This window comes from Variovorax sp. AC194, assembly GCF_979257995.1.
Genome location: NZ_OZ409823.1, coordinates 5719389 through 5732342 on the forward strand (window position 1 = coordinate 5719389; position 12954 = coordinate 5732342).

Sequence of the window (12954 nt, forward strand, 5' to 3'; positions counted from 1 at the left end):
CTTCAGTCCGGTGCCCGACCCCAACCCCGTTTCTTATCCAGGAGATGCAATGAAACTTCGTCCTTTGGCCGATCGTGTGATCGTCAAGCGTATCGACAGCGAAACCAAGACCGCCTCCGGTATCGTCATCCCCGACGCAGCCGCAGAAAAGCCCGATCAGGGCGAAGTCCTGGCCGTGGGCCCGGGCAAGCGCACCGACAAGGGCGAACTGACCGCACTGACCGTCAAGGTCGGCGATCGCGTCCTGTTCGGCAAGTACAGCGGCCAGACCGTCAAGGTCGACGGTGACGAATTGCTCGTCATGAAGGAAGACGACCTGTTCGCGGTCGTCGAGAAGTAATCCATTCCATCCCATTCGGAGTAAACAAACATGGCAGCAAAAGACGTAGTCTTCGGCGGTGAAGCCCGCGCACGCATGGTCGAGGGTGTCAACATCCTGGCCAACGCAGTCAAAGTGACCCTGGGCCCCAAGGGCCGCAACGTGGTGCTCGAACGCTCGTTCGGCGCCCCCACGGTGACCAAGGACGGTGTGTCGGTCGCCAAGGAAATCGAACTCAAGGACAAGCTGCAGAACATGGGCGCCCAGCTCGTGAAGGAAGTGGCCTCCAAGACCAGCGACAACGCTGGTGACGGCACCACGACCGCTACGGTCCTGGCACAAGCCATCGTCCGCGAAGGCTTCAAGCTGGTGGCTGCCGGCATGAACCCGATGGACCTGAAGCGCGGCATCGACAAGGCTGTCACGGCCCTGGTCGCCGAGCTGAAGAAGGCTTCCAAGCCCACCACCACCTCCAAGGAAATCGCGCAAGTCGGCTCCATCTCGGCCAACAGCGACGAAACCATCGGCAAGCTCATCGCTGACGCGATGGACAAGGTCGGCAAGGAAGGCGTGATCACCGTGGAAGACGGCAAGTCGCTGGACAGCGAACTGGACGTCGTCGAAGGCATGCAGTTCGACCGCGGCTACCTGTCGCCCTACTTCATCAACAACCCCGAGAAGCAATCGGCGTTGCTGGACAACCCCTTCGTGCTGCTGTTCGACAAGAAGATCAGCAACATCCGTGACCTGCTGCCGGTGCTGGAGCAAGTCGCCAAGGCTGGCCGTCCGCTGCTGATCATTGCCGAAGAAGTCGAAGGCGAAGCCCTGGCTACCTTGGTCGTGAACACGATCCGCGGCATCCTGAAGGTCGTGGCCGTCAAGGCGCCTGGCTTCGGCGACCGCCGCAAGGCCATGCTCGAAGACATCGCCATCCTCACGGGCGGCAAGGTCATCGCTGAAGAAGTGGGCCTCACGCTCGAGAAGGTGACGCTGGCCGACCTGGGTCAAGCCAAGCGCATCGAAGTGGGCAAGGAAAACACCATCATCATCGACGGCTCCGGCGCTGCCGGCGACATCGAAGCCCGCGTGAAGCAAGTGCGCGTGCAGATCGAAGAAGCCACCAGCGACTACGACCGTGAAAAGCTGCAAGAGCGCGTGGCCAAGCTGGCCGGCGGCGTGGCAGTGATCAAGGTCGGCGCTGCCACCGAAGTCGAAATGAAGGAAAAGAAGGCCCGCGTCGAAGATGCACTGCACGCCACCCGCGCTGCCGTGGAAGAAGGCGTCGTGGCTGGCGGCGGCGTGGCGCTGCTGCGTGCCAAGCAAGCCGTGGGCGAGTCGGTCAAGGGCGACAACGCCGACCAGGAAGCCGGCATCAAGCTGGTGCTCAAGGCCATCGAAGCGCCCCTGCGCGAAATCGTGAACAACGCCGGCGGCGAAGCCTCGGTGGTGGTGAACGCTGTGTTGGCCGGCAAGGGAAACTACGGCTTCAACGCTGCGAACGACACGTACGGCGACATGCTCGAGCTGGGCATCCTGGACCCGACGAAGGTCACCCGCACCGCACTGCAGAACGCCGCCTCGGTGTCCTCGCTGCTGCTGACGACCGAAGCCATGGTCGCTGACGCACCGAAGGACGAATCGGGTGCCGGCGGCGGCATGCCCGACATGGGCGGAATGGGCGGCATGGGCGGCATGGGCATGTAATGCCCGGCTGAGCACTGCTCACCAAAACGAAAGGGCCGCGCAAGCGGCCCTTTTTTCGTTTGCTCTCGCATTCAAAGCCGTTCGGGCTGAGCCTGTCGAAGCCGTGCGCAAGGCTTCGACAGGCTCAGCCCGAACGGTTTGTCGTGCGTTGGCGGTTATCGAAACTGATCGCGCAACGCCATGTACAGCACCTGGAATCGCGCATGCCGCGTCCTGTGCCCATCGGCCCCTTCGGACGAAGGCGTGAGCTTCTGCTTGACCGGCGGCAGCGTGCACACCTCGGCCACCGCACCGCCATCGGCCAGCCATGCGAGCCGCGCCGCGCCGAGCGCACCACCCGTCTCGCTGCCCGCATACAGCGTGAGCGGCACCTGGAAGATGTCGGCCAGCAACTGCCCCCACCAGATGCTGCGCGCACCACCGCCCACCAACGCCACTTCGCGCAACGGCATGTCGGCGGGCAGCCGCAGCGTGTCGAAGCCGTCGCGCAACCCGAAGCTCACGCCCTCGACCACCGCATAGGCGATCTCGGCCGGGCCATGCGCGTGCGTGAGGCCGAACAGCGCGCCCTGCGCATTCGGGTTGTTGTGCGGCGAGCGTTCGCCCGACAGGTACGGCAGGAACAGCGGGCAACGCGCCCGGTCCGCCAGCGCCACCGACGCCGCTGCTTCGAGCAGCGCCGCCTCGTCGGCGAACTTGAATGTCTTCGCGGCCCAGCTGACCGCGCTCGCGGCCGAGAGCATCACCGACATCTGGTGCCAGCGCTTGGGCAGCGCATGACAGAAGGCATGCATCGCCTGCGCGGGATTCGGCAAAAAGCGATCGGTCGAGACGAACACCACGCCCGACGTGCCGAGCGACACGAAGCCCTGTCCCGGCTCGACCAGCCCCATGCCGACCGCGCTGGCCGCGTTGTCGCCCGCGCCACCCGCGATGAGCACGGCGCCACTGCCCACGCCCCAACGCTCGGCCAACTCGGGCTTGAGCGTCGCCGACACCTCGCTGCCTTCGACCAGCCGCGGCATGTGGTCGCGCGTGAGCCCCGTGGCCGCGAGCAGTTCGTCGGACCAGTCGCGCGCACCCACATCGAGCCACAGCGTGCCGGCCGCATCCGACATCTCGCTGACCGCCTCGCCGCTGAGCATGAAGCGCAGCCAGTCCTTGGGCAGCAGCACGCGCGCCGTGCGCTGGAAGATCTCGGGCTCGTGCTCGCGCACCCACAGGAGCTTGGGCGCCGTGAACCCGGGCATCGCGAGGTTGCCCGCGATCTCGCCCAGGCGCGGCACGGCGCGTGTGAGCGCCTCGCACTGCGCGCCGCTGCGCCCGTCGTTCCAGAGAATGGCAGGACGCAGCACCTCGCCCGCCGCATCGAGCAGCGTCGCGCCATGCATCTGGCCCGACAGGCCGATGGCGCGCACCGCCGACAGCGCTTCCGCATGCGAACCCCGAAGCTGCGCCATGACCTCTTCGAGCGCCTGCCACCATTGGCTGGGCGCCTGCTCCGACCAGAGCGGTTGCGGCCGTTCGACCGTGAGTGCCGCGCGCGCCACGCCGACGATGCGGTGATCGCCCGCGAGCAGCAGCGCCTTGAGCTCGGACGTGCCGAGGTCGAGTCCCAGATACAAGATGAGCTCCCTGCTTTTCTGACTACGAAGAAATGCCCGAGCCGAAGCGCGTATCGGCCTGGCGCCGGAATTCGCTGGGCGTCATGCCCTTGATCTCCAGGAAGCGCCGGTTGAAATTCGCCACGTTGTTGAAGCCGACCTGGTAGCAGATGTCCGTCACGTAGTGGTCGGTCTGCATCAGCAGGTGGCACGCGCTGTTGATGCGCACGCGGTTGACGAAATCGGTGAAGCTGTTGCCCGTGGAGCGCCGGAAGAAGCGGCTGAAGCGGCTCTCGCTCATGCCCAGTTCGGCCGCCACGTCCGACATCGAGATCGGCTCGGCCATGTTGTTGGTGATGCGGTTGACGACGTCGTTGATCTGGTCGACCTGCGCATCGCCGTCGCTGCCCTGCACGCCCTGCATCTGCACGCTCGAGAGCAGGCGGTAGTCGGTGCATTGCGCGAGGTCGGCCATGAATTCCAGGAACAGCCCGAGCCGGCGCACGCCGCGCGCGGCCTTGATGTTGTCCCAGTGCGCCTGCGCCTGCTGCGACATGCCGAAGAACTCGATGCCGTGGCGCGCGCGCTCCAGCAGCTGCATCACTTCGCGCAGCTCGGAAATCTCGGCAGCAGCCCGCTCGATCGGCTCGTGGCGGAACTGGATCACCCGGTCGCGCCCCGCGGCGCCGCCTTCGGGCACGTCGAGCGAGATCCAGTTGTGCGGCAGCCGCGGCCCGCACAGCACCAGGTGCCCGGGCTGGAACGGCCCGATCCAGTCGCCGATGAAGGCCTTGCCCGAGGTCTCGGTGATCAGGTGCAGCTCGTAGTCTTCATGGAAGTGCCAGCGCACCAGCGGGCTCGGAAAGCCGTGCGCGAGGCATCGCACCAAGCCGGTTTCTTCGGGCGCCTCGTAGCCCAGCGAGGGCGAGCGCGCGAAGTCGCGCTCCAGCTCGGGTTGGCGCTGACGGGGGACCGAACGTTTGCGTGGGGACGTCGTCATGGCGGCAGAAGGGCAAGGCCTGGAAGCAGCCTCAATTGTCCGCCTGGGCGAGCGCGTTGTGAACGGCTTCCAGGGTGGGTGGGTCCGCGCCCTCGCGGGTGCAGTTCAGGGCGGCGGCGGTGGCGGCGAAGCGCATCACTTCGGTCCAGCTCTCGTCGCTCAGTTCGCCAAGCTGGGCCGGATGCTCGACGCCGTGCGCGAGCAGCGACACCGACAGCCCCGCCGTGAAGGTGTCGCCCGCGCCGATGGTATCGACCACGGTGATGCGCGGCGCGGCCACGGCGAGCGGCGCGTGCCCCGTGCGCCAGAGCGTGGCCCCGGCGCCGCCACGCGTGACGATCACCGCGCGCGCGCCGGCCTGGAGGCACTCCGCGGCCAGCGCATCGACCGGCTGCCCGGGCGCGAGCAGTTCGGCGTCTTCGTCGCTGAGCTTCACGAGATCGGCCAGCGCGAGCCAGTTCGTCACGCGTTCGCGGAACACGGCCATGTCCGGGATCAGGCTCGGCCGCACATTGGGGTCGAACACGATCACGCAGCGCCCCGAATTCGCGGTGACGAGTTCGGCGATGCGCGTCGACGCCGGCTCCTGCAGCAGCGAGATCGAGCCGAAATGCAGGAAGCGGCACTCCGCCGGCAACTGCGGCAGCGGCTCGGGCGACCAGGTCGCATCGGCGCTGCCGCTTGTGTAGAACGCATAGCGGTTGGTCTTGGGCGTGCGTTCGACGAAGGCCAGCGTCGAGGGCGCGTTGCTACGCAGGATGAAGTTGGTGTCCACGCCGTTGCGCGCGAGAAATTCCATCAGCCGCTCGCCGAACAGGTCGGTCGACAGCTGCGTGAAAAACCCCGTGTGCACGCCGAGCCGCGCGCAAGCCACGGCTGTGTTGAGCGGCGAGCCGCCCTCGTGGCCGAGGAACGCCAGGGTGCCCGCCTCGCTGGCGGTGAAATCGATCAGGGCTTCGCCCGTGAGTGCAATTCGCATGGTTCTTGAAACGTGTGGGTCAGCTCAGTTCATCCGCATCGGCCAGGAAGCCGCGTTCGGCGGCCAGCGTGGCGGGGTGGTCCAGCAATTCGGCAAAGAGGCGCGGCGGGATCGTGATGGCGCCGACGCCCAGCGCGAGCAGCGACAGATACGCCTCGCGCGAGCGGATGCTCGCCACCAGCAGCCGCGTGCCCGACGACGGCCGCTGCGCGACCAGCGACTGCATCTGCGCGATCCGCCCCAATCCATCGACACCTGAATCGTCGAGCCGCCCGAGATACGGCGCCGCATAGGCCGCACCCAGCTGCGCGGCGAAGTGCGCTTGTTCGGGCGCGTACACGGCCGTCCACGTCACGGGCACGCCTTGCGCAATGAGCCGCGCGCCGGCATCGAAGCCCTGGCGCGTGGCGGGAATCTTCACGACAAGTTGGCCGCGGTCGAAGTGCGAGAGCAGCGCCTGGGCGTCCTCGAGCATGCCGTCGACATCGCCCGAATACACCTGCGCCTGCACCTGCCGCGCACCCAGGTCGAGACAGCGCTTGAGCAGGCCGGGCACCTCGCCGCGACCGACGCCCGCACGCTTGAGCAGCGTCGGATTGGTCGTCACGCCGTGGACCACCGGGTGCGGCAGGCAGGTCTTCAACTCCGCCAGGTCGGCGCTGTCGAGGTAGAGATGGAAATCGTCGTTCATGGGCCGCAGGCTGCAAGGGACGCCGATCTTCGCACCGCACCGGTTGCGACGCACCGCTCGAAAGGGAGCCCTGCCGATACTTTTTTATCCGAGGTCATTTCAGCTCATGACGTTGCCGCCATCGACATTCAGCGTCTGCGCCGTGATGTAGCGCGCCTCGTCGCTGGCGAGGAACACGGCCGCCCCCGCGATGTCGCTGGGCACACCCATGCGGCCCAGCGGCACTTCGAGTCCCACGCGCCGCTTCTTCTCACCAAGCGGCAGCCCCTCGGCCTTGGCGAACAGGCTGTCGACGTGGTCCCACATCGGCGTATCGACCACGCCCGGCGAAATGCCGTTCACGCGGATGCCGTGCGGCGCCATCGCGAGCGCCGCGCTCTGCGTGTAGCTGATGACGGCCGCCTTGGTCGCGCAGTAGTGCGACACCAGCGCCTCGCCGCGGCGCCCCGCCTGCGAGGCCATGTTGATGACCGAGGCACCCTGCGCGCCGGCCTCGACCATGTGGCGCAGCACCGCCTGCATCACGAAGAACATGCCCTTCACGTTGACGGCGAAGAGCTTGTCGAACGAGGCCTCGTCGCTCTCGAGCAGCGGGGCCAGATCGAACACGGCCGCGTTGTTGAAGAGCGTATGCACGGGGCCGAACGCGGCGATCGCTTCGGCCAGCAAGCGTTGAATGTCTTGCGTGCGTGTGACGTCGGCCGCGATGTAGACAAGGCGGTCGGGATGCCGCTGCTGCAAAGCGCGCACTGCGTCGGGCGCGCTGCCCGACCGGTCGATCACGCTGCAGCGCGCGCCTTCGGCGATGCAGGCCTCGGCCACCGCAAGACCGATGCCGCCGCCCGCACCGGTCAGCAGCACATGGCGGTCTTGCAGGCGACCCGTCATTTCACGTCGCCTTCGACAAAGCGCACGACGCGCGCGCAGGCCTTGCGCACCGCCTCGACCAGCCGCGCATCGCCCGCGAGGTCGCCCCACAGGCCCGCGTCGGCGCACAGCGCCGCGACCGGATCGGCCGCATCGCAGATCGCGTGCGCCACGGCCTCGTCCATGCCCTGGTCCTGGTAGGCGTAGGGCAGCGCGCCGCGGTGCCAGCGCTGCAGGAACGCCAGGAACAGCGCCGGCAGCATCGCCACGCTGTCGATGGATTGCCCCGCGGCCAGGCGCTCGCGCACGGTCGGCGCGATGAAGCCCGGGATCTTGGAGAAGCCGTCCGCCGCCACGCGCTGGTTGGTGTCGCGGATCGCGGGATTGCCGAAGCGGTCGAGCACCACGTCGCGGTAGGCCGCCAGGTCGATGGGGCTGGGGCTCAGGCACGGGATCACGTCGTCGGTCACGTAGTCGTGGGCCATCTTGCGGATGGCCGCGTCGTGCGTGCCTTCGTGGATGAATTCCAGGCCGATCAGCGTGCCGGCCCATGCGATGCAGCTGTGCGTCGCGTTGAGGATGCGGATCTTGGCCTCCTCATACGGCTGCACCGATTCGACCAATTCCACGCCCACGCGCCCCCAGTCGGGCCGCCCGGCAATGAAGTTGTCCTCGATGACCCACTGGATGAAGCTCTCGCCCGTGATCGGCGCGGCATCGTCGCGGCCCGTCGCTGCGAGCACGCGCGCGCGCAGCTCGGGCGGCGGGCGGGGGGTGATGCGATCGACCATCGCGTTCGGGCATCGGGTGTTGGCGACGGTCCAGGCCAGCAGGTCGGCATCGCCCGCGCGCTCGATGAATTCGAGCAGGCCGCCGTGGAAGCGGTCGCCGTTGTGGCGCAGGTTGTCGCAGTTCAGGAGCGTGACCGGGCCCGCGCCCGCCGCCTTGCGCGCGCGCAGGATCGCGCACACCGCGCCGTAGATGGTCTCGCCCGCCTCGCCGCGCCGCGCGCGTTCGATGTCGGCAGCGAGATCGGCGAACGACAGGTCCAGCTTGTTGTCCTTCGCGTCGAGGTAGTAGCCCGCCTCGGTCACGGTGAACGAGACGATGCGCGTCGAAGGCGCCGCGCCGCGCGCGATCACCGCGGCGAGCGACGGCTCGTAGGGCAGCACCTCGCGGATGGCTTCGATCTGCTCGTAGCGGTACTCGCCCGCGGGCGACACGGTCTCCAGCGTGTAGCGCCCGCCCTGCGCGCGCAGCGCCGCGACGACCTCGGCCATGTCGGGCCGGATGTTGGCGCCCGCGAGCGACCAGCGGGTATCCCCCGCCTCGATCAGCCGCTGCAGGTAGACGGCCTGGTGGGCGCGGTGGAACGAACCCAGGCCCAGGTGAAGCACCGTGAACTCCGAAGGAGCCGGTGGTGTGTGCGCGGTAGACGCTGCTGCGAGAGTCACGGGAAATGTCCGGAAAAGAATGGAAGGAATGAGAGGGATCAAGCGGAGACCGAACGGCCTTCGCGGTTGAAGAGATGCAGCACCGACGGGTCGAGCTCGACCGCCACGTCGTCGCCGGCCTGCAAAGGCGTGCGGTCGTTCTGGCGCGCGATGAGCGGCACGCCGCCCACGTCGACGTGGATCAGCGTGTCCGCGCCCAATGCCTCGATCAGCTCCACGCGGCCCAGCACGTCCGACACCGGCGCGCCCTGCTTCGGGTGCACGCGCAGGCCCTCGGGGCGCACGCCGAGGAAGCCGTCGTTCGGCAGGCGCCCGCCGGTGGCCGCGGAGAAACTCGGAATGGCAGTTGCCGACACCATGTTCATCGACGGCATGCCGATGAACTGCGCGACGAACTGGTTGGCCGGGCGGTCGTACAGCTCCAGGGGCGTGCCGACCTGCTCGATGAGCCCGTCTTTCAGCACCACCACGCGGTCGGCCAGCGTCATGGCCTCGACCTGGTCGTGCGTCACGTAGATCGTGGTCGCGCCCAGTGCGCGATGCAGCTTGTGGATTTCGACGCGCGTGTTGCCGCGCAGCGCCGCATCGAGGTTCGACAGCGGCTCGTCGAAGAGAAACACCTTCGGCGCGCGCACGATCGCGCGGCCAATGGCCACGCGCTGCCTCTGGCCGCCCGAGAGGTCCTTGGGCGTGCGGTCCAGGTACTGCGTGAGGTTCAGCGTCTTGGCCGCGTACTCGACCTTGGTCCTGATCTCGTCCTTGGCCACGCCCGCGAGCTTGAGCGCGAAGGACATGTTGTCGTACACGCTCATGTGCGGGTAGAGCGCGTAGCTCTGGAACACCATTGCGAGGTCACGCTTGCCCGAGGGCGCCCAGGTGATGTCCTTGCCGTCGAGCATCAGGTTGCCGCTGGTGATCGGCTCCAGGCCCGCGATCAGCCGCAGCAGCGTCGACTTGCCGCAGCCCGAAGGCCCGACGAAGACGATGAATTCGCCCTTCTGGATTTCGAGATCGACGCCCTTGATGATGTTGACGTCACCAAAGCTCTTCTTGATGTTCTTGAGTTCGAGGTAGGCCATGAGATGTCTCCCTTTTCTTTACTTGACGGCGCCGAAGGTCAGGCCTTGCACCAACTGCTTTTGGCTGAACCAGCCGAACACGACGATGGGCGCGATGGCCATGAGCGACGCGGCCGACAACTTGGCCCAGAACAGGCCCTCGGGGCTGGAGTACGAAGCGATCAGCGTCGCCAGCGTGCCGGCCTTGGCGGAGGTGAGGTTCAACGCCCAGAAGGCCTCGTTCCAGCTCAGCACCAGGCACAGGAGCCCGGTCGATGCGAGCCCGCCGACCGACAGCGGCATCACGACATGGCGGAACTCGGTCCACAGGCTCGCGCCGTCCATGCGCGCGGCTTCCAGGATCTCGTTCGGAATGTCCTTGTAGGCGCTGTAGAGCATCCACACCATGATCGGCAGGTTCGACAGCGTGAACACGATGGTGAGCGCGGTGAGCGAATCCAGCATGCCCGCGGTTTGCGCGAGCACGTAGATCGGCACCAGCGCGCCGACGGCCGGCATCATCTTGGTGGAGAGCATCCACATGAGGATGTCGCGCGTCTTCTTCGTGCGGAAGAACGCCATCGAGTACGCCGCGGGCGCCGCGATCAGCAGGCCCAGGATCGTCGAACCCAGGCTGGTGATGAGCGAGTTGCGCGCGTACAGCAGGTAGTCGCTGCGGCGCTGCACTTCGCCGAAGTTGTCCAGCGTGGGCTCGAAGATGAAAAGCGGCGGCACGTGGATCGCCTGCAACTCCGTCTTGAAGGCCGTGAGGAACAGCCAGCCGAGCGGGAAAAACAGGAGCAGCGCCACGGCCCACGCGCCGACGGTGCGCAGCAGCTGGGGAAGGAAGTTGCTGGGTTGCATGGTCGTTCCTTCAGTCGAGGTTCTTGCCGATGATGCGGATGAGGAACACCGCGACGATGTTCGCGAGCACCACCGCGAAGAGCGCACCGGCGGAGGCCACGCCCACGTCGAAATTCATCAGCGACTGCTTGAAGATCAGGTAGGTCATGTTCGTGCTCTCGTTGCCCGGGCCGCCATTGGTGGTGATGGCGATCTCGGCGAACACGCTGAGCAGGAAGATCATCTCGATCATGATCACCACCGCCATCGGGCGGCCCAGGTGCGGAATGGTGAGATAGAAGAAGCGCTGGAACGAGCTCGCGCCGTCCATGCGCGCGGCCTCCATCTGCTCGCGGTCCAGCGACTGCAGCGAGGTGATGAAGATGAGGCACGCGAAGGGCAGCCACTGCCAGGCCACCATGATGATCACCGAGAGCAGCGGCACGTCGGTGAGCCAGTCCACGGGCTGCGCGCCGAAGAAGCGCCACACGTCGGCGAGCACGCCGTAGATGGGGTTCATCATCATGTGCTTCCACAGCAGCGCATTGACTGCGGGCATGACGAAGAACGGAGAGATGAGCAGCACCCGCACGATGCCGCGGCCCGGAAAGGGCTCGTTCACCAGGAGCGCGAGCAGCACGCCGAACACCACGGTGATGACGATCACGCTGCCGATGAGCAGCAGCGTGTTCCACGTCGCGGGCCAGAAGTCGGGGTCGGTGACGAAGTAGTGAAAGTTCTCGATGCCCGCGAACGTGCGTTCGCCGGGCTGCATGAGGTTGTAGTTCACGAAGGAGAAGTACAACGTCATCAACAGCGGCACGATCATCCAGAGGAAGAGCGTGAGCACGGCGGGCGCCATGAGGGCCCGGGGCAGGAGTCTTTTCATTGTGTGTTCCTCACTGGCTGCTGGCTGCTGCCCCCTCTCCCGTGCGCGGGAGAGGGTTGGGGTGAGGGCGTGCGGCGCTTCCCATGGGCACGCCGCCCCCTCACCCTGGCCCTCTCCCCGCGGGGGAGAGGGAAACAGGCGCTTACTTGTACTGGCCCGACTTCTTGATCTCGCGCTCGGCCAAGGTCTGCGAGGTCTTGAGCGCCTGGTCGACCGTGACCTTGCCCGACAGCGCCGCGCTCATCTGCTGGCCCACGCCGGTGCCGATGGCCTGGAACTCGGGAATCGCCGCGTACTGCACGCCGACGTAAGGCGACTTGGGCAGCGTGCTGTCGCTCAGGTTGGCGCTGTCGATGGCCTTCTTCTCGGCCGCCGCGAACTTGGCCACCTTCTGGAACTCCGGGTTCGCATAGGTCGACTTGCGCGTGCCGGTGGGCACCGAGCCCCAGCCGCTTTCCTTGGCCACGAGGTTGACGTACTCCTTGGAAGTCGCCCACTTCACGAAGGTCTGCGCAGCGGCGCCCTTGGTCGAGCTGGCGGGAATCGCCAGGTTCCAGGTCCACAGCCAGTTGGCGCCCTTGGGCGTCACGGCCACCGGAGCCTGCGCGAACGCGACCTTGTCGGCCACCTTCGATTGCTTCGGATCGCTGATGAAGGATGCCGCGATGGTCGCGTCCACCCACATGCCGCACTTGCCTTCGTTGAACAGCGCCAGGTTCTCGTTGAAGCTGTTGGCCGAGGCGCCCGGCGGGCCGTAGGCCTTCATCAGATCAACATAAAAGGTGATCGCGTCCTTCCAGGGCTTGGTGTCGATCTGCGGCTTCCACTGCATGTCGAACCACTGGCCGCCGTTGGTGTTGACCAGCGTCGTGAGGAAGGCCATGTTGTCGCCCCAGCCCGGCTTGCCGCGCAGGCACATGCCGTACACGCCGGCCTTCGGGTCGTGGATCTTGCCGGCCAGTTCCTTCACCTGCGCCCAGGTGGGCTGCTCGGGCATCTTGAAGCCGACCTTGTCGGCCAGGTCCTTGCGGTACATGAGCATCGAGCTCTCGCCGTAGAAGGGCGCCGCGTAGAGCTTGCCTTCGTACGACAGGCCCGCGCGGATGGCGGGCAGCAGGTCGTCCGCGTCATAGGCGGCGTCGGTGGCGATGGGCTGGAGCCAGCCCTTCTTCGACCAGATCGGCGCCTCGTACAGGCCGATGGTCATCACGTCGAACTGGCCGCCCTTGGTGGCGATGTCGGTGGTCACGCGCTGGCGCAGCGTGCCTTCTTCCAGCGTGACCCACTTGAGCTTGATGTCGGGGTTGGCTTTCTCGAAGAAGGGGGTGAGCTTCTGCATCTCGATCATGTGGCCGTTGTTCACGGTCGCGATCACGAGTTCGGTGGCGGCCTGGGACACGAGCCCCGTGCCGAGGAGTGCGAGGACGAGGCCCGCTTTCAGAAAACGCTTCATGTTGTCTCCTAGAGGTGAGCGACGCCCGCCTGTTGTCGGGTCGCCGTGGGGGGATTCTGGAGAAACTCAGTTGCGGCTTTGGTACTTCGTCGG

12 protein-coding genes are annotated in these 12954 nt (G+C 66.6%); 2 read left to right on the forward strand and 10 right to left on the reverse strand.

Annotated features, from left to right (window positions below):
- Positions 1-49 precede the first annotated feature (49 nt).
- Positions 50-340, forward strand: coding sequence for a co-chaperone GroES (gene groES / locus ACZYRS_RS27165; protein ID WP_042579050.1), 291 nt, complete (start codon positions 50-52; stop codon positions 338-340).
- Positions 341-370: 30 nt separating this feature from the next.
- Positions 371-2023 carry a chaperonin GroEL gene (gene groL / locus ACZYRS_RS27170; protein WP_463421695.1) on the forward strand — a complete coding sequence of 551 codons (1653 nt, stop codon included), beginning with the start codon at positions 371-373 and terminating at the stop codon, positions 2021-2023.
- A 155-nt stretch (positions 2024-2178) separates the two neighbouring features.
- On the opposite strand, the gene xylB is transcribed toward groL, so the two are convergent.
- The 10 genes from xylB to ACZYRS_RS27220 all read right to left on the reverse strand — a co-directional run bounded on the left by xylB (position 2179) and on the right by ACZYRS_RS27220 (position 12861).
- Positions 2179-3648: a xylulokinase gene (gene xylB / locus ACZYRS_RS27175; protein ID WP_463421696.1), complete on the reverse strand. Its 1470-nt coding sequence runs from the start codon at positions 3646-3648 to the stop codon at positions 2179-2181.
- A 22-nt stretch (positions 3649-3670) separates the two neighbouring features.
- On the reverse strand, positions 3671-4627 hold the full coding sequence (locus ACZYRS_RS27180; protein ID WP_198789790.1) for an AraC family transcriptional regulator: 957 nt from the start codon (positions 4625-4627) through the stop codon (positions 3671-3673).
- A gap of 31 nt (positions 4628-4658) precedes the next feature.
- Complete coding sequence (locus ACZYRS_RS27185; protein ID WP_463421697.1) at positions 4659-5606, reverse strand: carbohydrate kinase family protein; 948 nt, start codon at positions 5604-5606, stop codon at positions 4659-4661.
- 19 nt (positions 5607-5625) lie between these two features.
- Positions 5626-6297 (reverse strand): transaldolase family protein, encoded by a 672-nt coding sequence (locus ACZYRS_RS27190; RefSeq protein ID WP_463421698.1) that lies wholly within the window; start codon positions 6295-6297, stop codon positions 5626-5628.
- A gap of 99 nt (positions 6298-6396) precedes the next feature.
- Positions 6397-7185: an L-iditol 2-dehydrogenase gene (locus tag ACZYRS_RS27195; protein WP_463421699.1), complete on the reverse strand. Its 789-nt coding sequence runs from the start codon at positions 7183-7185 to the stop codon at positions 6397-6399.
- On the reverse strand, positions 7182-8561 hold the full coding sequence (dalD, locus tag ACZYRS_RS27200) for a D-arabinitol 4-dehydrogenase (RefSeq protein WP_463422546.1): 1380 nt from the start codon (positions 8559-8561) through the stop codon (positions 7182-7184). The genes ACZYRS_RS27195 and dalD overlap by 4 nt, the downstream gene beginning before the upstream one ends.
- A 95-nt stretch (positions 8562-8656) precedes the next feature.
- Positions 8657-9697, reverse strand: coding sequence for an ABC transporter ATP-binding protein (locus ACZYRS_RS27205; RefSeq protein ID WP_463421700.1), 1041 nt, complete (start codon positions 9695-9697; stop codon positions 8657-8659).
- Positions 9698-9715: 18 nt separating this feature from the next.
- Positions 9716-10540: a carbohydrate ABC transporter permease gene (locus ACZYRS_RS27210; protein WP_013539656.1), complete on the reverse strand. Its 825-nt coding sequence runs from the start codon at positions 10538-10540 to the stop codon at positions 9716-9718.
- Between the two features lie 10 nt (positions 10541-10550).
- Positions 10551-11408 (reverse strand): carbohydrate ABC transporter permease, encoded by an 858-nt coding sequence (locus tag ACZYRS_RS27215; RefSeq protein ID WP_013539655.1) that lies wholly within the window; start codon positions 11406-11408, stop codon positions 10551-10553.
- 142 nt (positions 11409-11550) lie between these two features.
- The gene (locus ACZYRS_RS27220) at positions 11551-12861 is read right to left on the reverse strand and encodes an ABC transporter substrate-binding protein (RefSeq protein ID WP_198789200.1); all 1311 of its coding nucleotides are present in this window, start codon (positions 12859-12861) and stop codon (positions 11551-11553) included.
- Positions 12862-12954 lie beyond the last annotated feature (93 nt).